Annotated in this window: 22 protein-coding genes; 12 read left to right on the top strand and 10 right to left on the bottom strand. The window is 63.7% G+C overall.

Features of this window, described 5'->3' with window-relative positions; translation table 11 throughout:
• Positions 1-124 precede the first annotated feature (124 nt).
• On the bottom strand, positions 125-1,930 hold the full coding sequence (locus FJ960_RS21360) for an IlvD/Edd family dehydratase (RefSeq protein ID WP_140716571.1): 1,806 nt from the start codon (positions 1,928-1,930) through the stop codon (positions 125-127).
• Positions 1,931-2,081: 151 nt separating this feature from the next.
• Between FJ960_RS21360 and FJ960_RS21355 the strand changes: the two genes are divergently transcribed.
• Positions 2,082-2,531 carry a carbon monoxide dehydrogenase subunit G gene (locus tag FJ960_RS21355; protein ID WP_140509213.1) on the top strand — a complete coding sequence of 150 codons (450 nt, stop codon included), beginning with the start codon at positions 2,082-2,084 and terminating at the stop codon, positions 2,529-2,531.
• Between the two features lie 11 nt (positions 2,532-2,542).
• On the opposite strand, the gene FJ960_RS21350 is transcribed toward FJ960_RS21355, so the two are convergent.
• From FJ960_RS21350 to FJ960_RS21340, 3 genes are all read right to left on the bottom strand, one after another.
• Positions 2,543-3,712, bottom strand: a complete 1,170-nt coding sequence (locus tag FJ960_RS21350) for an Mrp/NBP35 family ATP-binding protein (RefSeq protein ID WP_140716569.1) — start codon at positions 3,710-3,712, stop codon at positions 2,543-2,545.
• A 75-nt stretch (positions 3,713-3,787) separates the two neighbouring features.
• Positions 3,788-4,792, bottom strand: coding sequence for an inorganic phosphate transporter (locus FJ960_RS21345; protein WP_140716567.1), 1,005 nt, complete (start codon positions 4,790-4,792; stop codon positions 3,788-3,790).
• A 3-nt stretch (positions 4,793-4,795) separates the two neighbouring features.
• On the bottom strand, positions 4,796-5,437 hold the full coding sequence (locus FJ960_RS21340; RefSeq protein WP_140509208.1) for a DUF47 domain-containing protein: 642 nt from the start codon (positions 5,435-5,437) through the stop codon (positions 4,796-4,798).
• Between the two features lie 226 nt (positions 5,438-5,663).
• Between FJ960_RS21340 and FJ960_RS21335 the strand changes: the two genes are divergently transcribed.
• The 11 genes from FJ960_RS21335 (at position 5,664) to FJ960_RS21285 (ending at position 16,306) form a co-directional block, all read left to right on the top strand.
• Positions 5,664-6,041, top strand: a complete 378-nt coding sequence (locus FJ960_RS21335) for a VOC family protein (RefSeq protein ID WP_027142152.1) — start codon at positions 5,664-5,666, stop codon at positions 6,039-6,041.
• A 92-nt stretch (positions 6,042-6,133) separates the two neighbouring features.
• On the top strand, positions 6,134-7,033 hold the full coding sequence (locus FJ960_RS21330) for a LysR family transcriptional regulator (RefSeq protein ID WP_140509206.1): 900 nt from the start codon (positions 6,134-6,136) through the stop codon (positions 7,031-7,033).
• Between the two features lie 132 nt (positions 7,034-7,165).
• Positions 7,166-7,645 (top strand): formate dehydrogenase subunit gamma, encoded by a 480-nt coding sequence (locus tag FJ960_RS21325; protein WP_140716565.1) that lies wholly within the window; start codon positions 7,166-7,168, stop codon positions 7,643-7,645.
• The gene (locus tag FJ960_RS21320; protein ID WP_027142155.1) at positions 7,642-9,198 is read left to right on the top strand and encodes an NADH-quinone oxidoreductase subunit NuoF; all 1,557 of its coding nucleotides are present in this window, start codon (positions 7,642-7,644) and stop codon (positions 9,196-9,198) included. Before FJ960_RS21325 ends, FJ960_RS21320 begins: the two co-directional genes overlap by 4 nt.
• A gap of 10 nt (positions 9,199-9,208) precedes the next feature.
• Positions 9,209-12,121 carry a formate dehydrogenase subunit alpha gene (gene fdhF / locus FJ960_RS21315; protein WP_140716563.1) on the top strand — a complete coding sequence of 971 codons (2,913 nt, stop codon included), beginning with the start codon at positions 9,209-9,211 and terminating at the stop codon, positions 12,119-12,121.
• 2 nt (positions 12,122-12,123) lie between these two features.
• Positions 12,124-12,954, top strand: coding sequence for a formate dehydrogenase accessory sulfurtransferase FdhD (gene fdhD, locus FJ960_RS21310; RefSeq protein ID WP_140716561.1), 831 nt, complete (start codon positions 12,124-12,126; stop codon positions 12,952-12,954).
• Positions 12,944-13,255, top strand: coding sequence for a formate dehydrogenase subunit delta (locus FJ960_RS21305; RefSeq protein WP_027142158.1), 312 nt, complete (start codon positions 12,944-12,946; stop codon positions 13,253-13,255). Before fdhD ends, FJ960_RS21305 begins: the two co-directional genes overlap by 11 nt.
• A gap of 105 nt (positions 13,256-13,360) precedes the next feature.
• On the top strand, positions 13,361-14,914 hold the full coding sequence (locus FJ960_RS21300; protein ID WP_140716559.1) for an alpha/beta fold hydrolase: 1,554 nt from the start codon (positions 13,361-13,363) through the stop codon (positions 14,912-14,914).
• Between the two features lie 109 nt (positions 14,915-15,023).
• On the top strand, positions 15,024-15,503 hold the full coding sequence (locus FJ960_RS21295) for a carboxymuconolactone decarboxylase family protein (protein ID WP_140716557.1): 480 nt from the start codon (positions 15,024-15,026) through the stop codon (positions 15,501-15,503).
• Positions 15,504-15,585: 82 nt separating this feature from the next.
• On the top strand, positions 15,586-15,948 hold the full coding sequence (locus FJ960_RS21290) for a nuclear transport factor 2 family protein (RefSeq protein ID WP_140716555.1): 363 nt from the start codon (positions 15,586-15,588) through the stop codon (positions 15,946-15,948).
• Between the two features lie 43 nt (positions 15,949-15,991).
• Positions 15,992-16,306, top strand: a complete 315-nt coding sequence (locus FJ960_RS21285; protein ID WP_015314126.1) for a hypothetical protein — start codon at positions 15,992-15,994, stop codon at positions 16,304-16,306.
• Positions 16,307-16,456: 150 nt separating this feature from the next.
• Here FJ960_RS21285 and FJ960_RS21280 read toward each other — a convergent pair whose 3' ends face one another.
• The 6 genes from FJ960_RS21280 to FJ960_RS21255 form a co-directional block, all read right to left on the bottom strand.
• The gene (locus FJ960_RS21280; protein WP_140716553.1) at positions 16,457-17,884 is read right to left on the bottom strand and encodes a gamma-aminobutyraldehyde dehydrogenase; all 1,428 of its coding nucleotides are present in this window, start codon (positions 17,882-17,884) and stop codon (positions 16,457-16,459) included.
• Between the two features lie 95 nt (positions 17,885-17,979).
• Complete coding sequence (locus FJ960_RS21275) at positions 17,980-18,795, bottom strand: ABC transporter permease (RefSeq protein WP_140509190.1); 816 nt, start codon at positions 18,793-18,795, stop codon at positions 17,980-17,982.
• Entirely contained in the window at positions 18,785-19,744 is a 960-nt protein-coding gene (locus FJ960_RS21270) for an ABC transporter permease (RefSeq protein ID WP_140716597.1), read from the bottom strand. Before FJ960_RS21270 ends, FJ960_RS21275 begins: the two co-directional genes overlap by 11 nt.
• A gap of 118 nt (positions 19,745-19,862) precedes the next feature.
• On the bottom strand, positions 19,863-20,861 hold the full coding sequence (locus FJ960_RS21265) for an ABC transporter ATP-binding protein (RefSeq protein ID WP_140509188.1): 999 nt from the start codon (positions 20,859-20,861) through the stop codon (positions 19,863-19,865).
• Between the two features lie 176 nt (positions 20,862-21,037).
• On the bottom strand, positions 21,038-22,192 hold the full coding sequence (locus FJ960_RS21260; RefSeq protein ID WP_140716551.1) for an ABC transporter substrate-binding protein: 1,155 nt from the start codon (positions 22,190-22,192) through the stop codon (positions 21,038-21,040).
• Between the two features lie 204 nt (positions 22,193-22,396).
• On the bottom strand, positions 22,397-23,308 hold the full coding sequence (locus tag FJ960_RS21255; protein WP_140509184.1) for a LysR substrate-binding domain-containing protein: 912 nt from the start codon (positions 23,306-23,308) through the stop codon (positions 22,397-22,399).
• Between the last annotated feature and the right edge of the window lie 74 nt (positions 23,309-23,382).

Raw genomic sequence — 23,382 nt, 5'->3', positions numbered from 1 at the left:
CTATGGCGGGGGACCGGCGGCCTGATCGATCAAGCCGCCGGTGTTCGCCCATTCATCATCTGTGACCAGCCAGGAATAATCGATGACTATTCCGAGGAATAATCGATGATTATTCCGGGAATAATCAGTGATTGTCGCGAGGCACACCCATGGTGTGCGCGACATCCTGGTATTTCACCGCCGGCTTCAGCACCATGCCGGCCGAGAACTGGTCGACCATACCGCGCTGGATCTCCTGCCATGGCGTCTGGTGCTGGGGATAATGATAGCCGCCATCTTTCTGCAGCTCGGCGCGCCGCCGCGTGATCTCGTCGTCGCTGACGAGGATGTTCGCGGTGCCTTTCCGCAGGTCGATTCGGACGCGGTCGCCGGTCTTGAGCAACGCCAAACCGCCACCGACCGCGGCTTCCGGCGAGGCATTCAGGATCGACGGCGAGCCCGACGTGCCGGACTGGCGGCCGTCGCCGATGCAGGCGAGCGCGTGGATACCCTTCTTGATAAGGTAAGCCGGCGGCTGCATGTTGACGACCTCGGCGCCGCCGGGATAGCCGACGGGACCGGCGCCGCGCATGAACAGGATGGTGTGCTCGTCGATGCCTTGCGCCGGGTCGTCGATGCGGGCGTGGTAATCCTCCGGGCCATCGAAGACCATGGCGTTGCCCTCGAAGGCTTCCGGATCATTCGGGTTCGACAGATAGCGCTCGCGGAATTCCGGCGAGATGCCGCTCATCTTCATGATCGCCGAATCGAACAGATTGCCCTTGAAGTTGATAAAGCCGGCATTGGCCTTCAGCGGCTCGGCCACGGTGCGGATGACGTCGGTGTTCTCGTTGGCGACGCCCTCACAGTTGGCGCCGATCGACTTGCCGTTGACGGTCAGGGCATCGGGATGCGGCAGCTTTCCGGCCTTCATCAGTTCGGCCACGACCGCCGGCACGCCACCGGCGTGGTGATAATCTTCGCCGAGATATTCGCCCGACGGCTGCAGGTTGACGATGAGCGGCACGTTGAGGCCGACCTTCTGCCAGTCGTCATTGTCGAGCGGTACGCCGAGATGGCGGGCGATCGCGTTGAGATGGATCGGCGCGTTGGTGGAGCCGCCGATCGCCGAATTGACGACGATTGCGTTTTCGAAGGCCGCGCGGGTCATGATGTCGGACGGTTTCAGGTCCTCGTGCACCATGTCGACGATGCGCTTTCCCGTCTCATAGGCGATCTGGCCGCGCTCGCGGTACGGCGCCGGGATGGCGGCCGAACCGGGCAGCTGCATGCCGAGCGCCTCGGCCAGCGAATTCATCGTGGTGGCGGTGCCCATCGTGTTGCAGTAGCCCGTGGACGGCGCCGAGGAGGCGACAATGTCCATGAACTCGTCATAGTCGATCTCGCCGGCCGACAGGCGCTGGCGCGATTCCCAGACGATGGTGCCCGAGCCCGTGCGCTTGCCCTTATGCCAGCCATTGAGCATCGGGCCGACCGACAGCGCGATGGCCGGGATGTTGACGGTCGCCGCCGCCATCAGCAAGGCAGGCGTGGTCTTGTCGCAGCCGATGGTCAGCACGACACCGTCGAGTGGATAGCCGTAGAGCACTTCGACAAGGCTGAGATAGGCAAGGTTGCGGTCAAGGGCCGCGGTCGGCCGCTTGCCGGTCTCCTGGATCGGGTGACAGGGGAATTCGAAAGGAATGCCGCCCATCGAGACGATGCCTTCGCGCACGCGCTTGGCGAGCTCGATGTGGTGCCGGTTGCAAGGCGAGAGATCAGAGCCGGTCTGGGCGATGCCGATCAGCGGTTTGCCCGACGTCAGCTCGGCGCGCGTCAGTCCGTAATTCAGGTAACGCTCGAGATAGAGCGCGGTCATACCCGGATTGTCGGGATTGTCGAACCACTCCTGCGAGCGGAACTTTTTCTTTTTCGTGGGGGCGCCGGCCATCATGGTCTCCGTATTTGTATGACAAATCGATATGACAACGCGCGGATGCAGGCAAGGGGCACGCGTGATCTGAATCCGGACTTTGGTGCGATAGACAGCTATCGAACCGCGCGCTACGACCAAACCGACATTGGCGATGGGGGAGGTTTAGATGGCTTTGGTGATCGAGGGCGAGGAACGTATCGCCGCACCCGTGCAGAAAGTGTGGGAAGCGCTGAATGACCCAATCGTCCTGAAGGACGCCATTCCGGGCTGTCAGAGCCTGGAAATGAAATCGGCGACCGAGATGGCGGCAACGGTGGTGCTGAAGATCGGTCCGATCAAGGCGACCTTCAACGGCGAAGTGACGCTCAGGAATCTCAAGCCGCCGCATGCCTATACCATCCAGGGCGAAGGCAAGGGTGGCATTGCCGGCTTCGCCAAGGGCGGTGCCGACGTCACCCTCACCGCCGACGGGCCGGACGCGACGGTCCTCAAATATGCGGCCAAGGCAGAAGTCGGCGGCAAGATCGCGCAGCTCGGCAGCCGGCTGATCGAATCGACCTCGAAGAAACTGGCCGGACAGTTCTTTTCGGCATTCGGCGAAAAAGTGGGCGGCTGATCCTTGAGGGGTCACTCAAACACGATGTTTGGCACCGCCGCTTCGGCCGCGCCGCGTTCGTCATTGACCCTGTCCCAAACCTTGGAAGCGATATCGCGATAGATTTTCGCTTCGGCGCCATCCGGTTTCGAGACGACCACCGGCGTGCCGGCGTCCGAGCTTTCGCGAATGCCCATTTCCAGCGGCACCTCGCCGAGGAAGGTGACGCCCAGCCTCTCGGCCTCGCGGCGCGCGCCGCCATGGCCGAAAATATCGTAGCGCTTGCCGGTGTCAGGGGCGAGGAAGTAGCTCATGTTCTCGACAATGCCGAGCAGCGGCACATCGACTTTTTTGAACATATTGAGACCTTTGCGGGCGTCGATCAGCGCCAGGTCCTGCGGCGTCGAGACGATGACCGCGCCGGCCAGCGGCACCTGCTGGGCCATGGTGAGCTGGGCATCGCCGGTGCCGGGCGGCATGTCGACGACGAGCAGGTCGAGCCGCCCCCATTCGACCTCGCGCAGCATCTGGGTGAGCGCCGACATCACCATCGGCCCGCGCCAGATCATCGGCGTCTCCTCGTCGACGAGGAAACCCATCGACATCACCTTGAGGCCGTAATTCTCCATGGGTTTCAGGATCTTGCCGTCGACCGTCTGCGGCCGGCCATGGATGTTGAGCAGCCTGGGCATCGACGGGCCATAGATGTCGGCATCGAGCACGCCGACCCGCAAGCCGTTGGCGGCAAGGCCGAGCGCCAGGTTGACGGCCGTGGTCGACTTGCCGACGCCGCCCTTGCCCGAAGCAACCGCGATGATCGCCTCGATGCCGGGGACGCCGCGCTTGCCATGGCTCTGAGAAGCAGGAGCATGCGGAGCCGCCCGCGGTGCGGCGGCGGGCGGAGCCGGCCTGGGTGCGGGGCGCGATGGAACCGGCGCCTCCATGCCGCCGCCTTTCTTTTCAGCCGTCAGCGCGACGACCGCACCGGCGACGCCGGGAATGGCCTTCACCACCCGCTCGGCGGCGGCGCGCAACGGCTCCATCTCCTGGGCCCGCGCGGCGGGAACGGTGATCGAGAAGAAGACTTTCGAATCGGCGATGAAAATCTCCGAAACCATGCCGAGATCGACGATGTTGCCGGTGAAGTCCGGCCCGTTGACGGTCTTCAGGCGCTCAACGACGATTTCCTTGGTGACGGCCATAACAATTCTTCCTCGGCTTAAGGTGCTGCTCACATAGTGCAGATCGGCGGCTGGTCCAAGCGCCACGCCGCGACATCACCGGGCCAGGCTGAGCACCAGGTAGGTGAGAGCGGAAATCGCCGCCGTCGCGGGCAAGGTCACGACCCAGGCGACGACGATGTTGCCGGCGATGCCCCAGCGGACTGCGGAAACCCGGCGGGCAGCGCCGACTCCTATGATGGCACCGGTGATGGTGTGCGTGGTCGAAACCGGGATGCCGAGCCAGGTGGCGGCGAACAGGGTGATCGCGCCGCCGGTCTCGGCGCAGAAGCCCTGCATCGGATTGAGGCGCGTGATCTTCGAGCCCATTGTGTGGACGATGCGCCAGCCGCCCAAAAGCGTGCCCAGGGCCAGCGCCGACTGGCAGGTGAGGACAACCCACAGCGGCACATAGAACGAGGTGCCGAGCATGCCTTGCGAATAGAGCAGCACGGCAATGATGCCCATGGTTTTCTGGGCGTCGTTGCCGCCATGGCCGAGCGAATAGAGCGAGGCCGAAAAGAACTGCAGGACGCGAAATGTGCTGTCGACGGCGAATGGCGTCTGGCGCACGAACAGCCATGAAACCACCAGGACCAGGAGAAGCGCCAGGACGAAACCGGTTGCTGGCGACAGCACGATCGCGGCGACGGTCTTGCCGAGGCCCGACCAGACGATGGCGCCGAAGCCCGCCTTCGCGACCCCCGCCCCGACCAGCCCGCCGATCAGCGCGTGCGAGCTGCTCGACGGAATACCGGCGATCCAGGTTACGATGTTCCAGACAATGGCGCCGACCAGCGCCGAGAAGATCACCGCCGGCGTGACGACGCCGACGTCGACGATGCCCTTGCCGACGGTCTCGGCGACATGAAGGCCGAAGAACAGGAAGGCGATGAAATTGAAGAAGGCTGCCCACAGCACCGCATAATGAGGCCGCAGCACCCGCGTGGAGACGATGGTGGCGATGGAGTTGGCGGCGTCGTGCAGGCCATTGAGAAAATCGAAGAACAGCGCCACGGCAACGAGGCCGGCGAGCAGGGGAAAGGCGATGGTCGCTTCCATCGCCTAGACGTTCTCGATGACGATGCCGCTGATCTCGTTGGCGACGTCCTCGAAACGGTCGACCACCTTCTCGAGCTGGCCATAGATCTCCGAGCCGATCAAATAGGCCATCGCATCACCGCCATTGTGGCGCTTGAACAGGTCCTTCAAACCCTGCTCATGCAGGTCGTCGGCCCGGTCCTCGGCACGCATGACCTCCTCGGCGAGTTCATTGAGGCGTGCGCTGTTGGCGCCGACCTTGGCGAGCAGCGGGATCGCCTCGGCGACCAGCTTGGCAGCGTCGACGATGACGCCACCCATTTCCTGCATCAGCGGATCGAATTCGTGCTTTTCGAACAGCCGCACCGTCTTGACGGTCTTGTGCATCGTGTCGATGGCATCATCCATCGACTGGATCAGATCCTTGATGTCGCCGCGGTCGAAAGGCGTGATGAAAGACCGCCGCACCGCAAGCAGCACCTGCGCGGTTATGTCGTCCGCCTCGTTTTCGAGATCGATGATCTCCCGGCACCTGCGTTCGATATCCTTGCCCTGGAGAAGCAGCTGGAGTGCCTCGGCGCCGGCGACCACGGTACGGGAATGCTGTTCGAACAGGTCGAAGAAGCGATCTTCGCGCGGCAACAGCTTGCGGAACCAGCCCAGCATGTTCGTCCCTCCCTGCGCACCAGTTGCATCCACATAGCGCCGCACGCGCCCGCAGGAAACAGTAAGCCGGCTGAAAGATGTGGATCGGCGCCGTTTGAAGTCACAACTTGGAGCAACGCGCATGTCATTGACGCTCGTCAAGCGGCTGGGCGACCCTACTTCAGCAATGGCACGTTCGACGCGGACAGGTTCAATGACGAGGGAACAATCAGGAAAGGAGACGATCATGCTTGAAAACAGCAACGCAACGGCCAATCTCGCGGTCAGGGATCTGGCCAAGGCAAAGGCTTTCTATGCGGGAACGCTCGGCCTGAAACAGGTGCACGATGAGGGCGGCGAACTGATCGTGTACAAAAGCGGCAACACCACCATCAATGTCTATCGCTCCCAGTTCGCCGGAACCAACAAGGCGACAGCGGTGACGTGGACGGTCGGCGACGCGATCGGCACTGTCGTCGCCGCGCTGAAATCGAAGGGCGTCGTCTTTGAACACTACGAGATGCCCGGTTTGACGCTGGAAGGCGATGTCCATGTCGGGCAGGGTATGAAGGTCGCTTGGTTCAAGGATCCGGACGGCAACATCCTGAATCTCGTCGACAGGTAGTTTTTTGCGATTGCGCAACGGTTGGGGGGCACGATTGTTAGCTGTAGCAGCAACCATCTGGCGCGGCGCGGCTGCGCCGGTTAGCCTCACCTATGATCGACAAGCTGGAATTCTTCATCGCACTGGCCAAGGAGGAGCATTTCGGCCGGGCGGCTGAAGCGTGCGGGGTTACGCAGCCGACCCTGTCGGCCGGGATCAAACAGCTCGAGGGCCAGCTCGGCGTCATGCTGGTCAATCGCGGCTCGCGCTTTCAGGGGCTGACGCCGGAGGGCAAGCAGGTGTTGGTCTGGGCGCGCCGCATCGTCGGCGACTCCAGGACCATGCGCGAGGAGATGCGCGCCGCCCGCCACGGCCTTTCCGGCCGCATCCGCATTGCCGCCATCCCGACAGCGTTGGCCATGGTGGCCCGATTGACGACGCCCTTTCGAGACAAGCACCCCGGTGTCACTTTTTCGGTGCTGTCGCGAACCTCGATCGAAGTGCTGTCGCTGCTCGGCAATTTCGATGTCGATGCCGGCATCACCTATCTTGACAACGAGCCGCTCGGGCGGGTGACCAGCGTGCCGCTTTATGACGAGCGCTACCAGTTGATCACCGCTATCGGCAATCCCTATTCGGACCGCGACAAAGTGACATGGGCGGAGATCAGTCATTTGCCGCTGTGCCTGTTGACGCCGGACATGCAGAACCGCCGCATCATCGACCAGCACCTGGCGGAAGCCGGCGTGCAGGTGCGGCCGACGCTGGAATCGAACTCGATGATCGTGCTGTTCTCGCACATCCGGACCGGCAAATGGTCGTCGATCATGCCGCTCAACCTTGCGGAAACATTCGGTTTTTCCGAACCGATCCGTGCCATTCCGATCGTCGAGCCCGATGCCAGCCACACGGTAGGGCTGGTCGCCGCGCCGCGTGAGCCGCACACGCCGCTGGTGCAGGCGCTGCTGGACGAGGCGATGGCGCTGGCAGACGATTTCCGCGCCCACCGCTAGGCTAGAGAATTGAGGCGGAAGAGCTTGATAGAAAATTTCTATCGAGCAACGGATCAGCTTTATTGATTTCAGGGGTTTCCTCTGATTTTGTAAAGACTTAGCGACAAAGCCATCGACCAGGGAGGGCGCTGCGTGACGATGCAGCCAGCAAGTACCGAGATCGCATCCCGCACGGCGGCGATTGTCCAGGAGTTGAAGGATCTCGAAGGTCCGCTGCTGCCGATCCTCCACAATATCCAGGAAGAATTCGGCCACGTCCCGCAGGACGCCGTGCCGGTCATCGCCGATGGGCTGAACCTCTCCAGGGCCGAGGTGCACGGCGTCGTCACCTTCTATCACGATTTCCGTTCGCGACCGGCCGGCCGGCACGTGCTCAAGCTCTGCCAGGCGGAAGCCTGCCAGTCGATGGGTTCGGACGCGGTCGCCGCCAGGGTCAAGCAGTTGCTCGGCATCGATTTCCATGAGACCACGCCTGACGGATCGGTTACGCTTGAGCCAGTCTATTGTCTCGGCCTGTGCGCCTGTTCGCCGTCGGCGATGCTGGACGGCGAGGTGATCGGACGGCTCGATGATGACAAGATCGACGAACTCGTCGCCGAGGTGCGCTCATGACCCCCCGCATCTACATTCCCGGCGATTCCGGCGCGCTGGCGCTGGGCGCGGAAAAGGTCGCCAAAGCGATCGCAAATGAACTTGCCGAGCGCGGCATCGAGGCCAAGATCGTGCGCAACGGCTCGCGCGGCGCCTATTTCCTCGAACCGATGGTCGAAGTGGCGACAGCCAATGGCCGCGTCGCCTACGGGCCGGTGAAGCCGTCGGACGTGAAGAGCCTGTTCGACAGCGGCTTCCTCAAGGGCGGGCATCACAAGCGCTGGCTCGGCGCGCCCGACAAGATCCCGTTCCTCGCCAAGCAGACACGGCTGACCTTCGCGCGCTGCGGCATCAACGACCCGCTGTCGCTCGACGCCTACAAATCGCTCGGCGGATTGAAGGGCCTGCAGAATGCGGTGGCCATGGCGCCCGCCGACATCGTCAAGCAGGTGACCGAATCCGGCCTGCGCGGCCGTGGCGGCGCGGGCTTTCCGACCGGCATCAAATGGAAGACGGTTCTCGATACGACATCGGAGCGCAAATACATCGTCTGCAACGCCGATGAGGGCGACAGCGCCACCTTCGCCGACCGCATGATCATGGAAGGCGACCCCTTCGTGCTCATCGAAGGGATGGCAATCGCCGGCATCGCCACCGGCGCGACCAAGGGTTTTGTCTACATCCGCTCGGAATATCCGCACGCGGTGGCTGTCATGAACAAGGCCGTCGAGATCGCCCGCAAGGCCGGTGTGCTCGGCGTCAATGTGCTGGGTTCGCCCAACGCCTTCGACATGGAAATCCGCGTCGGTGCCGGTGCGTATGTCTGCGGCGAGGAAACCTCGTTGCTCAACAGCCTGGAAGGCAAGCGCGGCGTGGTGCGCGCCAAGCCGCCGCTGCCCGCGATACAAGGGTTGTTCGGCAAGCCGACGGTGATCAACAACGTCATCTCGCTGGCTTCCGTTCCTGTTATCATGGACAAGGGTGCCGCCTTCTATAAGGATTTCGGCATGGGCCGCTCACGCGGCACGATCCCGATCCAGATCGCCGGCAACGTCAAGCAAGGCGGCCTGTTCGAAACTGCTTTCGGCCTGACGCTGGGCGAGATCGTCGATGAGATCGGCGGCGGCACGTCCACCGGACGCCCGGTGAAGGCGGTGCAGGTCGGCGGCCCGCTCGGCGCCTATTTCCCGCGCGCCTTGTTCGACACGCCGTTCGACTACGAAGAATTCGCCAAGCGCGATGGACTGATAGGCCACGCCGGCATCACGGTTTTCGACGACACCGCCGACATGCTGAAGCAGGCACGCTTCGCCATGGAATTCTGCGCCATCGAAAGCTGCGGCAAGTGCACGCCTTGCCGCATCGGCTCGACGCGGGGCGTGGAAACCATCGACAGGCTCGCCGCCGGCATCGAGCCGGAGAAGAACCTCGCTCTGGTCACGGACCTCTGCAACACGATGAAATTCGGTTCGCTCTGCGCGCTGGGCGGCTTCACGCCCTACCCGGTGATGAGCTCGATCACGCACTTCCCCGAGGATTTCAAGCCCGCGCCAGCGCGCGTGGCTGCTGAATAGGAGCTGGCAGATGAACATCAAGGCCGACTTCCCGACGCTCATCGAAGAACTCGATTACGGAACTCCGCAATCGAAGGCTGAGAAGCAGGTCACGCTGACCGTCGATGGCCGCAGCATCAGCGTGCCGGAAGGCACGTCGATCATGCGTGCGGCGATGGAAGGCGGAGTGGAGATCCCGAAACTCTGCGCCACCGACATGCTGGACTCCTTCGGTTCCTGCCGCGTCTGCCTCGTCGAGATCGAAGGGCGCGGCGGCACGCCGGCTTCCTGCACGACGCCTGTCGGCGAGGGCATGGTGGTGCGCACGCAGTCGGACAGGCTCGATGCCATCCGCCGCGGCGTCATGGAACTCTACGTCTCCGATCATCCGACCGGCTGGAACGAGAAGGCCGGAACCGGCGCCAGCGAGTTCGATGTGGTGGCGAAGTCCGTCGGCCTGACCGAAAATCGCTATGGCGTCGAGGGCCGCAACCACGTCAAGGAAGAAAGCGGCGTTGCGCCGGGCCATGGCTCGCTCGCGGTCGATTACATCGCCCGCGATGAATCCAACCCCTATTTCACCTACGATCCGGCGCAGTGCATCGTCTGCTCGCGCTGCGTGCGCGCCTGCGAGGAGGTGCAAGGCACTTTTGCGCTGACCATAGAGGGCCGCGGCTTCGAATCGCGCATGGTCGCCGGCATGCACGAGGATTTCATCGCTTCCGAATGCGTGTCCTGCGGCGCCTGCGTGCAGGCCTGCCCGACCGATGCGCTGCGCGAGAAGACCGTGCTCGAAAAGGGCCTGCCGGAGCGCTCCGCCGTCACCACCTGCGCCTATTGCGGCGTCGGCTGCTCGTTCAAGGCCGAAGTGAAGGGCGACGAGGTCATCCGCATGATGCCCTACAAGGAGGGTATGGCCAACCACGGCCATTCCTGCGTGAAGGGCCGCTTCGCCTATGGCTACGCCACGCACAAGGACCGCATCCTGTCGCCGATGATCCGCGAAAAGGTCAGCGATCCCTGGCGCGAGGTGAGCTGGGAAGAGGCGATCGCCCACACGGCCAAGGAATTCCGCCGCATCCAGTACCAGTACGGCCGTACCGCGATCGGCGGCATCACCTCCTCGCGCTGCACGAATGAGGAGACCTATCTCGTCCAGAAGCTGGTTCGGCAGGGCTTCCGCAATAACAATGTCGACACCTGTGCACGCGTCTGCCATTCGCCGACCGGCTATGGGCTCGGCCAGACCTACGGCACCTCGGCCGGCACGCAGGACTTCGATTCCGTCGAATTCACCGACGTCGCCGTCATCATCGGCGCCAATCCGGCTTCCGCTCACCCGGTGTTCGCCTCGCGACTGAAGAAGCGGCTGCGTCAGGGCGCCAAGCTGATCGTGCTCGATCCGCGCCGCACTGAGATGGTCAAGTCGGCCCACGTCGAAGCGGACTACCATTTGCCGCTGAAGCCCGGCACCAATGTCGCCGTGCTGACCTCGCTGGCGCATGTCATCGTCACCGAGGGCCTTTTCGACGAAGCCTTTATCCGCGAGCGCTGCGACTGGGCGGAATTCCAGGACTGGGCGTCCTTCGTCGCCCTGCCGGAGAACAGCCCCGAAACCGTCGGCAAGTTGTCCGGCGTCGATCCCGAGCTGATCCGCGGTGCCGCGCGCCTCTACGCCAAGGGCGGCAATGGCGCGATCTACTACGGCCTCGGCGTCACCGAGCACAGCCAGGGCTCGACCACGGTGATGGCGATCGCCAATCTCGCGATGGCCACCGGCAATATCGGCCGCCCGGGCGTCGGCGTGAACCCGCTGCGCGGCCAGAACAATGTGCAGGGCTCGTGCGACATGGGCTCGTTCCCGCATGAACTGCCGGGCTACCGGCACATTTCGGGCGACGCGGTGCGCGACATCTATGAGAGCCTGTGGGGCGTGAAACTCGACGACGAACCCGGCCTGCGTATTCCCAACATGCTGGATGCGGCAGTCGACGGCTCGTTCAAGGGCATCTACATCCAGGGCGAGGACATCCTGCAGTCCGATCCCGACACCAAGCATGTCGCCGCCGGCCTTGCCGCGATGGAATGCGTGGTCGTGCACGACCTTTTCCTCAACGAGACGGCGAACTACGCGCACGTCTTCCTGCCGGGCTCGACCTTCCTCGAGAAGGACGGCACCTTCACCAATGCCGAGCGCCGCATCAACATGGTGCGCAAGGTGCTGGAGCCGAAGGCGCGCTACGCCGATTGGGAGGCGACGCAGGAGCTCGCCCGCGCGATCGGTCTCGACTGGAACTATACGCATCCGTCCGAAATCATGGACGAGATCGCCAAGACGACGCCAAGCTTCGCCAACGTCTCCTTCGACCTGCTCGACCGCGTCGGCTCCGTGCAATGGCCCTGCAACGACAAGGCACCGCTCGGCACGCCGATCATGCATGTCGACGGCTTCGTGCGCGGCAAGGGCAAGTTCATCCGCACCGAATATGTGGCGACGGACGAAAGGACCGGACCGCGCTTCCCGCTGCTGCTGACCACCGGCCGGATCTTGTCGCAGTACAATGTCGGCGCGCAGACACGGCGTACCGAAAATGTCATGTGGCACTCCGAGGACCGGCTGGAAATCCATCCGCATGACGCCGAAAACCGCGGCCTGCGCGATGGCGACTGGGTCCGGCTGACCAGCCGTTCGGGCGAGACGACGCTGCGCGCGCTGATCACCGACCGGGTGTCGCCGGGCGTGGTCTACACCACCTTCCACCATCCCGACACGCAGGCCAACGTCATCACCACCGACTTCTCCGACTGGGCGACCAATTGTCCGGAATACAAGGTGACCGCAGTGCAGGTCGGCGCGTCCAACGGCCCGTCCGAATGGCAGCGCGACTATGACGAGCAGGCCAAGCAGAGCCGCCGCATCGCTCCGCTGCAGGCGGCGGAGTAGTCTTGGCCGCGCGCCGCAAAGCGACGACGCAGATATCGCGACTGGCGCACCGCGCCGGCGGCACGGCTGCGGCCGACCGCATGGTTCCGGAGGAGACGCCGGTGGCGTTCTCGTTTGCCGGCACCACGCATGCGGTGATGATGGCGAGCCCCGCCGATTTCGAGGATTTCGCGCTCGGCTTCTCGCTGACCGAAGGCATCATCGCCGCGCCTGACGAGATCGAAGCCATCGAAGTGGAAGATCATGGCGCCGGCATCGATATTCAGATCCGGCTGAAGGACCAGGCCAATACGCGCTTCGAAGCGCGGCGGCGGCGGCTTGCCGGACCGGTCGGCTGCGGGCTCTGCGGCATCGAATCCATCGAGGAAGCGATGCGCTCGGTCAATGCGGTCGGTGCGTCGAAACTTACGCTTGAGGCCGACGACATCATCCGCTCGGTCAAGTTGCTGTCGAAGGTGCAGCCGCTGCATACCGAGACGGGCGCCGTGCATGCAGCCGGCTTCTACGTGCCTGGCAAGGGCGTCGTCATGGCGCGCGAGGATGTCGGCCGCCACAATGCGCTCGACAAGCTGGCGGGGGCGCTGGCCAAGGCCAATATCGATGGCGCATCGGGCGCGGTCGTGGTGACCAGCCGTGTTTCGGTCGAGATGGTGCAGAAGACGGCAGCGATCGGTTCGGCCTTCATCATCGCCGTTTCCGCTCCCACCGCCCTTGCCATCCGCACGGCGCAGGAAGCCGGCATGACGCTAGTGGCGTTGGTGCGCGGCGATGATTTCGATGTTTTTACGCACCCTGACCGGGTGATCTCCGGAGTTACCCAGCATGTCGCATGACGAAGAGCACATCATGAGCACACGGGAAAAGCTGGTGCGCATGGCCAACCAGATCGCCGCCTTTTTCCACTCCAGGCCACGCGAGGAAGGCGTTGCCGGCGTCGCCGAACATATCAACAAGTTTTGGGAGCCGAGGATGCGGCGCCAGTTTTTCGAGATGCTGGACAGTGGCGGCGAAGGCTTCGACGAACTGGTTGTGGTCGCTTCGGCCAGGATCAAGCGGCCGATCACGCCGGCGGAGGCCGATCTCAAGCTCGGACTCGAGGCTTTTCCGGGCGACGTCGCGGCACCGCAAGAATAGCCGCGGCGGCCGCACATTCACTTCCGCTAAAATATAAACTGCCGCAACCGGCGCGGCTCTGCTATGGTTGGCGAACAGAAATCGTCAGGCCGGGCGGACACCCTCGTGAGGCCGATCGAGACCCGATACGCCCTTAGCGGCGAGGTGCGGATCGCCTATCAGGTGATCGGCCAGGGGTCGTTCGATCTCATCTTCGTGCCGGGCTTCATCTCCAATCTCGACCTGCACTGGGAAGACGAGGGCTATACCAGGCTCCTGAGGCGGCTTTCGGCGTTCTCACGGCTGATCCTGTTCGACAAGCGCGGCACGGGTCTCTCCGACCGCGTCGACGTCCATCACCTGCCCAGCCTCGAGACCCGCATGGACGATGTGCGCGCGGTGATGGATGCGGCCGGCAGCGGCCGTGCCGCCCTGCTTGGCGCTTCCGAAGGCGCGCCGATGGCGATGCTGTTCGCCGCCAGCTATCCGGAGCGCGCGCGGGCGCTGGCGCTCTATGGCGGCTATGCGCATTTCCACAAATGGGTGATGCCGCCGGAGCGTCTGGAAGCCTTCATCGCGACGGCCGAGACGGCCTGGGGGACAGGCGCCACCTTCACCAATTTCGCGCCGGGCAGGGTCGATGACGCCCGATTTTCAACCTGGTGGGCGCGGTTCGAACGGCTCTCGGCCAGCCCGACGGCAGCGGCGGCGCTGGCGCGGATGAACGCGGAGATCGACGTACGCGGTATCCTGGCGGCGATCGACGCGCCGACGCTGCTGATCCATCGCCGCAACGACGTGCGGGTCGATCCCGACGCCAGCCGCTTTCTGGCCAGGAAGATCCCCAACGCGCGGCTGGTCGAAATCCCGGGGCGCGACCATCCGATCTGGACCGGCGATGTCGACCGGGTGGCCGACCTGATCGAGGAATTCCTGACCGGCGAGCGCGCCGTGGCCGAAGCCGAACGCGTTCTGGCCGCACTTCTGGTGACACGCATCTACGACACGGCACCGCTTGGCGACAGGATGTGGAGCGAACGCAGCGAGCATTTCCACGAAACATGGCGGACACTTGTGGTGCGCCATGGCGGGCGCTGCGCGGATATGCATGGCGAAATGATGATTTCGCGTTTCGATGGCCCGGGACGGGCCTTACGCTGCGCGGCGGCGTTGCGCGACGCGGCGCAGCAAATCGGGGTGGCGAGCGCGCAAGGGGCGCATGTCGGCGAGATCGAGTTGCGCGGGCCCCCTGCAGGATTGACGAGCCGCGTGACGATACAACTCGCCGCTCTCGCCGGGCGCGGCGAGATACTGGCATCGAGGCTGGTCGCCGATCTGGCAGTCGGCTCGGGACTTCATTTCGTCGATCGCGGGCGTATCGCCATCGACGAGCTGGACGAGCCGCTGGCGCTTGTGCTTGCGATGTCCGAACAGCACCTGGACCCGGCTTGCCGGCCCAAGACCAGGGCGACCGAACCGGCCTGCCTGACAACGCGCGAGAGCGAAGTCGTGAAATTGATCGCCGATGGCAAGAGCAATGCGGCGATCGCCGCGGAACTCAGGCTGAGCGAGCACACGGTCAAGCGCCACGTCGCCAACATATTGCTCAAGCTCGACCTGCCATCGCGAGCGGCGGCGGCGGCATTTTCCGCCAGGCAGACTGGCCCGGATGGGCCATGAGAGCCATGGCGCTTTCGGGCGAAGCGGGGACACCGATGTAGGCGCTATCAATTCCCCTTGCAGGCCAAGGCGGATATCGCCGGGAAAGGCGCTGCGAACGGAGGATGAAATGCCCAAGTCAAAACTGAATGTCAGGTCACTTATGATCGCGGCGGGCATTGGCGCGCTGTTCACGATCACTCCGGCGAAGGCCGAGGATGCGTCGGCAACAGCGGCCTACAAGGACATCGAGGCGACGCTCGGCTCCGTGCCGGATATGTTCAAGACACTGCCTGACGTCGCCATCGCCGGCGCCTGGGCCGAGATCAAGGGCGTCCAGCTCAACCCCAAGACCGCGCTCGACGGCAAGACCAAGGAGTTGATGGGGCTCGCGGTCGCGTCACAGATCCCGTGCCAGTATTGCATCTATTTCCACACCGAGGCCGCCAAGCTCAACGGCGCGAGCGACGAGGAGATCAAGGAGACGATCGCGATGGCGGCAATCGTTCGCCATTGGTCGACGATCCTCAACGGCAGCCAGGTCGATCTCGCGACCTTCAAGAAACAAACCGACGGCGTATTCGCTGCCGTAAAGGCGAAGTCGCAGTGAAGACCCCGGCCCGGCGATGAGTGCCGGGCGGCACCTCAAAGCATCAACCGCCCGATCGTGAAGACGGGCATATGGAGGATAAATGCTGACCAAGACCCAAACAGTGGACGGCGCGGCGATCAAGAAGGCGATCGAAGGGCGTGATGGAAAGATGCTGTCGAGCTTCTATGCCGACGATGCGTTGGTGCGGGTGATCGACCGCAACAACCCGCCGAGCAAGCCGCGCGAAATCCGCGGGCGCGCGGCGATCACGACGTTCTGGGACGACATCTGCAGCCGGGCGATGACCCACAAGATCGACACCACCATCGCCGACGGCGACAGCCTGGCATTCACCCAGGCATGCGCCTACCCGGACGGCACCAAGGTGTTCTGCGCGGCGATGCTGGAGTTGAAGAACGGCCTGATCGCGCGCCAGACCGTCGTGCAGGCCTGGGACGAGTAGATCAACCCGCGGCCCGAGCCGCAAATGATGGAGGAGAATCAACATGTTCAGCGCCAGATGGCAGATCGACGCCAAGTTCGGGCACAAGCAGACGGTGCTCGAGTTGATGCGGAAATGGGAACGCGAGATCGGCTCGCAGGTCGGCCTCACGGAACTCAAATTCCAGATCATGACCGGATCGATCGGTGCCCGTGAAGCGACGGTCGAGTCGCATCACCAGGTCGAGAGCCTGGCCCAGTTGGAGGCGATGTTTGCCAAGATCGGCAAGATCGACGCGCACGCCAAATGGGGCAAGGAGATGGAGCCCTATGTCGTGTCGGGCACCAGCCTGTGGAACATCTATCGCATCGTGGAGTAGCGGCTGTGCAACTATCTCTCCCCTTGTGGCCCGCCCTTCGGGCCCACAAGGGGAGAAGGACGGGCGGCGTCCCGGCTCTTCGCAGGCTCAGGGCGTTAGACGCTCGAAAAGCCAAGCAATTGGCTTTTCGTCCGCTTCGCGCACCGCTTCTCACCCATGCGCAACCATCACGTGGCGCACGGCGGTGTAGTCCTCCAGCGCGTAGAGCGACATGTCCTTGCCGTAGCCGGACTGTTTCAGCCCGCCATGCGGCATCTCGTTGGTCAGCATGAAGTGGGTGTTGATCCAGGTGCAGCCATATTGCAGGCGGGCGGCAGTCGCCATGGCGCGTGAGACGTCCCTGGTCCATACCGATGACGCCAGACCGTAGTCGCTGTCGTTGGCCCAGCTCACCGCCTCGTCGACTTCCGCGAAACGAGTGATCGAGACGACCGGGCCGAACACTTCGCGGCGCACGATCTCGTCCTCCTGCAGCGCACCGGCGACGACGGTCGGCTGGTAGTAGAAGCCGGTGCCCTCGCCCGGCTTGCCGCCGGTGGTGATCTCGATGTGCTTCAGCTCCGAGGCACGCTCGACAAAGCTCGAGACGCGATCGCGCTGGCGGCGCGAGATCAATGGCCCGATTTCGTTCTCGGTGTCGTCGGGCTGGTTGTATTTGATGGTCGAGACGGCGGAGGACAGATCGGCGACCAGCTTGTCGTAGATCTTCTTGCCGGCATAGATGCGGCAGGCGGCGGTGCAGTCCTGGCCGGCATTGTAGTAGCCGAAGGCGCGCAAGCCCTTGACGACGGCGCCGAGATCGGCGTCATCGAAGACGATGACCGGCGCCTTGCCACCAAGTTCGAGATGCGTGCGCTTGACCGATTTGGCGGCGGCCTGCAGCACCTTCTTGCCGGTGGCGACGTCACCGGTGATCGAGATCATATTGACCTTGGGATGGTTGATCAGCGTGTTGCCGACGCTGTCGCCCCGGCCAAGCACGACATTGACGACGCCCTCGGGCAGCACTTCGGCCAGAATCCTTGCCAGCTTCAGCGCCGTCAGCGGCGTCTGCTCCGACGGCTTGAAGACGACGGTGTTGCCGCCGGCGATCGCCGGCGCCAGCTTCCAGGCCATCATCATCAGCGGATAATTCCATGGCGCGATCGAAGCGACGATGCCGATCGGATCGCGCCGCACCATCGAGGTGTGGCCGGGCAGGTATTCGCCCGCGACCACACCCGGCATGGAGCGGACCGCGCCGGCGAAGAAGCGGTAGCAGTCGACGATGGCCGGGATTTCGTCATTGAGCACTGCGTTGATAGGCTTGCCGCAATTCAGCGCCTCGAGCGTGGCAAATTCCTTGGCCTCGGCCTCGATGCGGTCGGCAATTTTGAGCAGGTAGCCGGAGCGTTGCGCCGGCGTGGTGCGAGACCACAAGACGAACGCTTGTCCCGCTGCCGCAACGGCGGCCTCGATCTGTGCCTGACTGGCTTCGGGCAGGTTGAGAATGGTCGCCCCGGTCTTCGGATTGAGGATCGGCTCCTCGGTCTCGGCGCCCTTCTCGAATTTGGAGCCGATCAGCATCTGGGTGTCCATTGGGGTCTCCTTGGGCAGAGGTGAGTAGTGAGTAGTGGATGAGCTTCCACCGTGGATTCGGCTATTCCCTGCTCACTACTCACCACTCACTTTTTTCATTTCCCGCTTCCGGCGATCTGGTCGCCGTCGCGGGTCAGGTAATAGGCAAACAGGATCGGCAGCAGCGTCACCAGGACGACGACCATGGCCACGACGTTGGTGACCGGACGCTGGCGCGGACGGATCAGTTCCTCCAGCATCCAGATCGGCACCGTCTGCTGCTGGCCGGCGGTGAAGGTGGTGACGATGACCTCGTCGAAGGAAAGGGCAAAGGCGAGCATGCCGCCGGCGAGCAATGCGGTGGCGATATTGGGCAGCACGACGTGGCGAAAAGTCTGGAAGCCGTCGGCGCCGAGATCCATAGAGGCCTCGATCATCGAGCCCGAGGTGCGACGGAAACGAGCGACGGCGTTGTTGTAGACCACGACCACGCAGAAAGTGGCGTGGCCAAGCACGATCGTCCAGAACGAGAAGGGGATGTCTGCCAGCGCGAAGGCCGAACGCAGCGCGATGCCGGTGATGATGCCGGGCAACGCGATCGGCAGGATAACCAGCAGCGAGATGGTTTCGCGGCCGAAGAATTTCGTCCGCGACACGGCGGCGGCGCACAGCGTGCCGAGCACCAGCGCAATCGTGGTCGAGATGGCGGCGACGCGGACCGACAGCGACAGCGCTTCCCAGACGTCGGGCCGGTTCCAGGTGACGGCGAACCATTGCGTGGTCAGCCCGGGCGGCGGCCAGACGAAACTCTTCTCCTCGGTGGTGAAGGCGTAGACGAAGATCAGCAGGATCGGCAAATGCAGGAAGAGCAGGCCGCAGGCAGCGGCGGCCTTCAGGCCGAGCGGAGCGGATTGACCAGGGTCAGAGCGCATCGAAGGCCCCCATGCGCTTGGCGCCCCAGAGATAGAAGCCCATGATGACGATGGGCACCACGGTGAAGGCGGCGGCCAGCGGAATGTTGCCGGCCGTGCCTTGCTGCGAATAGACGGCCTGGCCGATGAACAGGCGCGACGTCCCGATGATCTGCGGGATGATGTAATCGCCCAATGTCAGCGAGAAGGTGAAGATCGAGCCGGCGACGATGCCAGGCAGCGCCAGCGGAAACAGCACGTTGCGGAAGGTCTGGCCGGGCGAGGCGCCGAGATCGGACGACGCCTCGACCAGATTGCCGGGCACGCGCTCGAGGGCCGCCTGAACGGGCAGGATCATGAAAGGCAGCCAGACATAGACGAAGACGATGAAAGTGCCGGTGAACGATACCGACAGCGAATTGCCACCGACCACGGGCAGCGACAGCCAGGCGTCGAGCAGCCACAACAAGTGCAGCTTGGTGAGCAGCCAGGTCAAAATGCCTTCCTTGGCCAGGATCAGCTTCCAGGCATAGATCTTGACCAGATAGCTCGACCACAGCGGCAGCATGACGCCGAGATAGAACAGTGCCTTCCAGCGGCCGCGTGCATAGCGCGCCGCGTAGTAGGCAATGGGGAAGGCGACGATGGCCGAAGCCAGCGTAACCAGGGCCGCCATCGTCACCGTGCGCAGGATGATGTCGAGATTGGCGGCCTGTAACAGGTCGCCATAGGTCTTCAGCGTGAACTGGCGGTTGATGAGGCCGGAGAACTCGTCGATGGAGAAAAAGCTCTGCGCCAAAAGCGCGAACAGCGAGCCGATATAGACGATGCCGAGCCACAAAACCGGCGGCAGCAGCATGAGGAGCGGCAGGACTTTTGGCCGGCGCCAGAAAAGGTCGGAGAGCGCACCGCGCAGACCGCCGCTGCCGGGCAGGATGGCGGGTACGGGATTGGCGTTGAGGGCGACGATGCTCACGGCGCCACCTTGTCGATTGGATCAATGGCGGCAAGGCCGAGATCCTTCACACCCCCCTCTGTCCTGCCGGATGTCCGGCAGGACAGAGGGGAGTGCTTCACGCAAACGTCAATCATGCCGGCTCGTCCATAAGATGCAGGTGCTCGCGGTTGAAGGTGAGCACCACCGCCTCGCCCTCCGCCGGCAGGGCAGTGCCGGCCGGCACCACGGCGTGCAGTTTCAATCCGTCGGCATCGAGCGCCAGCCGGGTGGTGGCGCCGAGATAATTGGTCGAGACGAGGCGCGCGGCGACGCCCTCGCCGCTTGCGGCACGGCCGACGCGAATGGATTCAGGCCGCAGGCTGCCCCAGCGGCTCTGGCCTGAATAACGCTGGACGAAATCCGGCGGCAGCACGTTCGAGGAACCGACGAAATCAGCGACAAAGCGCGTGCTCGGCCGCTGATAGATGTCCTCCGGCGTGCCGATCTGCATGATCTTGCCATCGTTGAAGACGGCGACGCGGTCGGCCATCGACAGTGCCTCGCCCTGGTCGTGGGTGACGAAGACGAAGGTGATGCCGAGCGCCTTCTGCAGCGATTTCAGCTCCTCCTGCATGTTTTCACGCAGCTTGAGGTCGAGCGCGCCGAGCGGCTCGTCGAGCAGCAGCACCTTGGGCTGGTTGACCAGCGCGCGGGCGAGCGCGACACGCTGGCGCTGGCCCCCGGAGAGCTGGCCGGGCCGCCGGGCGCCGTAGCCGGGCAGTCGCACCAGCGAGAGCGCTTCTTCCGCCGCCTTGTGCCGCTCGGCCTTGCTCACGCGCTTGACCATCAGCCCGTAGGCGACGTTGTCGAGCACATTGAGATGCGGGAACAGCGCGTAGTCCTGGAACACGGTGTTGACGTTCCGGCGGTAGGGCGGCACACCTTCGGCACGCTCGCCGAAGATCGAGATCGAACCCGCCGTCGGCTGCTCGAAGCCGGCGATCAGGCGCAGACACGTGGTCTTGCCGGACCCGGACGGCCCGAGCATGGCGAAGAATTCGCCCGGCACGATGTCGAGGTCGACCGCGTCGACGGCGCGAACGCTGCCGAAATGGCGCGAGACTCTTTGAAAGGAAACGGCTGGGGTCATGGGATGTCAGTCTGTTTCCGGTTGGTTCTGTCTGATTGCGTAGCACGCCGCTTCACCTCCCCCTCGATGGGAGGTCGCGGCGAAGCCGCAGGTGGGGGTGACCTGCACAGACGGCCGAGCAGCCCCACCCCGACGCTGCGCGTCGACCCTCCCCACGAGGGGAAGGGTAAGAGAGATCACCGTCCGCCGATGACGCCGATATAATCCGACACCCAGCGATAATAGGGCACGCACTGGTCGTCCTGGGTGACGCATTTCGAGACCGGCGTCTTCCAGAACTTGATCTTGTCGAAATTGTCATAGCCGTTCGTCTTGCAGCCTTCCTCGCCGAGCAGCTCGTTGCCCTTGCACGCGGCGGGCACGACCGGCAGCGAGCCGAACCAGGCGGAGACATCGCCCTGCACCTTCGGCGCCAGCGAATGCTCGAGCCACATATAGGCGCAGTTCGGGTGCGCCGCGTCGGCTTCCATCATGGTGGTGTCGGCCCAGCCGGTGACGCCTTCTTCCGGTACGGTCGAGGCGACCGGCTTCTTGGCGGCGACCAGCGTGTTGACCTGATAGGGCCACGAGCCCGAAGCAACCACGCCTTCATTCTGGAAATCGTCGACCTGGATGGCGGCATCATGCCAGTAGCGGCCAACCAGCGTGCGCTGGACGCGCAGCAATTCGAGCGCCGCCTTGTACTGGTCCTCGTTCAATTCGTATGGGTCCTTGATGCCGAGTTCCGGCTTGTGGAACATCAGGTAGTTGGCGGCGTCGGCGATGTGGATCGGTCCGTCATAGGCCTGGACGCGACCCTTGTTGGACTTGCCGTCCGGCAGCTTCATCTCCTCGAAGACGACGTTCCAGCTCTTCGGCGCTTCCTTGAACACCTCGGTGTTGTACATCAGGATGTTCGGTCCCCACTGATAGGGCACGCCGTAATGAACGCCGCCGACAGTAAACCAGGGCGCGTCCTTCAGCCGGTCGTCGACCGTCTTCCAGCCCGGGATGAGATCGGTGTTGATCGGCTGCACGCGCTTGCCGGCGACGAGGCGCAGCGAGGCATCGCCCGACGCGGTGACGAGGTCGAAGCCGCCCTCGTTCATCAGAGAGACCATCTCATCCGAGGTGTTGGCGGTCTTGACGTTGACCCTGCAGCCGCTCTCCTTCTCGAAGGCGCTTACCCAGTCATAGCCCTTGTCTGTTTCGCCACGCTCGATATAGCCCGGCCAGGCGACGATGTTGACCTCGCCCTCGCCCTTGCCGAGTTCCTTGACCTGGGCGATGGCCTGACCGGAGAGGGTCAGCGCGACCGTCAAAGCAGTGCACGACTTCAGGAATGAATTCATTATCGACTCCCATTTTGGCGCGTGATCCAGAAACCGCTCCGGTTTTCGCTGGATCACGCGCGGACTGAAAAACTTGTCAGCTCGTCCGTTGGACTTGACCGCTCTGATGGCAGCTTGGGTCCCTGAAACGGAAGGTGCTTTGAAAATTCCGGTTTCGCAAATTCATTTATCAGAAGGCCGATATCGGTTTTTCCGATATCTCTATCACAGACGCTGGCGCACCGTCCGCTGCGACTGGGCAAGGCCGATGAAGTCGCGCGCCGCGGCGGCCAAGCCAGATCCCCGCCGCCAGACCATGCCGACCTGCACCACCGGCAAGGAACCGGAAATGTCGCGCGATTCAATGCGGTCGCCTTCCAGCGACCAGGGCCGGTAGACAAGGTCGGGCAGCAGTGCCACGCCGGCGCCGGTGGCGACGAGGCTGCGCACGGCTTCCACGGAACGGGTGCGGAAGGCGACATGCGGCCTGGCGCCGATCGCCGTCAGCAGCTTGCCGGTGTTCTCCTCGATCTCGTCGACGGTCAGCATGATCAGCGGCTCGGAGGCGATATCGCCGATGCCGATAATGTCGGCGCCAGCCAAGGGATGGCCGAGCGGCAGCCACAGCCGGTAGGCCGAGACTTCGAGGATCTCCGATTGCAGGGCAGTGCGGTCGCGCAAATTGGAGGTGACCATGACGGCAATGTCGAGCTTGCCACCGATCAGCAGGTGTTCGAGGTAGTCGCCATTGTCCTCTATGGCCGAGACCTCGACGCCCGGATAGGCGCGGCGGTAGCGTGAAAGCAGATCCGACAGCACATAGCCGGCGACCAGCGAGGTGACGCCGAGTTGCAGCCGCCCGCCCGCCACGGCCTGTTCGCCGGAAAAAGAGCGGCGCGCGTCGGACACATCGGCGAGAATCTTTGTCGCATGACGCAGGAACTGGTGGCCCTTGTGGGTGATGTTGAGGCCGCGCGGATGGCGCTCGAACAGTTCGACGCCAAGATCGCTTTCAAGTTCCTTGATCGCCTCGGTGACCGACGATTGCGAAATGGAGAGGTTTTGCGCCGCGCGCGACACCGTACCTTGTTCGGCAACGGCGATGAAGAACTGCAACTGACGGATGGTGAAGGCCATGGGCCGACTAAACACCGGCAGGCAAGCGAAGGAAAGCCGGCTGCGGAGCTTATCGCGTGACCGGAGATTGGTGC

The organism is Mesorhizobium sp. B2-3-11, assembly GCF_006442215.1.
Lineage (GTDB): Bacteria > Pseudomonadota > Alphaproteobacteria > Rhizobiales > Rhizobiaceae > Mesorhizobium > Mesorhizobium salmacidum.
Note: the sequence above shows the minus strand (reverse complement) of the source record. Positions and strands in the feature narration are given on the sequence as shown.

Coding starts and splice junctions, on each gene's coding strand:
- FJ960_RS21360 (WP_140716571.1), bottom strand. CDS start 1,930: ATGGCCGGCGCCCCCACGAAAAAGAAAAAGTTCCGCTCGCAGGAGTGG.
- FJ960_RS21355 (WP_140509213.1), top strand. CDS start 2,082: ATGGCTTTGGTGATCGAGGGCGAGGAACGTATCGCCGCACCCGTGCAG.
- FJ960_RS21350 (WP_140716569.1), bottom strand. CDS start 3,712: ATGGCCGTCACCAAGGAAATCGTCGTTGAGCGCCTGAAGACCGTCAAC.
- FJ960_RS21345 (WP_140716567.1), bottom strand. CDS start 4,792: ATGGAAGCGACCATCGCCTTTCCCCTGCTCGCCGGCCTCGTTGCCGTG.
- FJ960_RS21340 (WP_140509208.1), bottom strand. CDS start 5,437: ATGCTGGGCTGGTTCCGCAAGCTGTTGCCGCGCGAAGATCGCTTCTTC.
- FJ960_RS21335 (WP_027142152.1), top strand. CDS start 5,664: ATGCTTGAAAACAGCAACGCAACGGCCAATCTCGCGGTCAGGGATCTG.
- FJ960_RS21330 (WP_140509206.1), top strand. CDS start 6,134: ATGATCGACAAGCTGGAATTCTTCATCGCACTGGCCAAGGAGGAGCAT.
- FJ960_RS21320 (WP_027142155.1), top strand. CDS start 7,642: ATGACCCCCCGCATCTACATTCCCGGCGATTCCGGCGCGCTGGCGCTG.
- fdhF (WP_140716563.1), top strand. CDS start 9,209: ATGAACATCAAGGCCGACTTCCCGACGCTCATCGAAGAACTCGATTAC.
- FJ960_RS21305 (WP_027142158.1), top strand. CDS start 12,944: ATGTCGCATGACGAAGAGCACATCATGAGCACACGGGAAAAGCTGGTG.
- FJ960_RS21295 (WP_140716557.1), top strand. CDS start 15,024: ATGCCCAAGTCAAAACTGAATGTCAGGTCACTTATGATCGCGGCGGGC.
- FJ960_RS21290 (WP_140716555.1), top strand. CDS start 15,586: ATGCTGACCAAGACCCAAACAGTGGACGGCGCGGCGATCAAGAAGGCG.
- FJ960_RS21285 (WP_015314126.1), top strand. CDS start 15,992: ATGTTCAGCGCCAGATGGCAGATCGACGCCAAGTTCGGGCACAAGCAG.
- FJ960_RS21280 (WP_140716553.1), bottom strand. CDS start 17,884: ATGGACACCCAGATGCTGATCGGCTCCAAATTCGAGAAGGGCGCCGAG.
- FJ960_RS21275 (WP_140509190.1), bottom strand. CDS start 18,795: ATGCGCTCTGACCCTGGTCAATCCGCTCCGCTCGGCCTGAAGGCCGCC.
- FJ960_RS21265 (WP_140509188.1), bottom strand. CDS start 20,861: ATGACCCCAGCCGTTTCCTTTCAAAGAGTCTCGCGCCATTTCGGCAGC.
- FJ960_RS21260 (WP_140716551.1), bottom strand. CDS start 22,192: ATGAATTCATTCCTGAAGTCGTGCACTGCTTTGACGGTCGCGCTGACC.
- FJ960_RS21255 (WP_140509184.1), bottom strand. CDS start 23,308: ATGGCCTTCACCATCCGTCAGTTGCAGTTCTTCATCGCCGTTGCCGAA.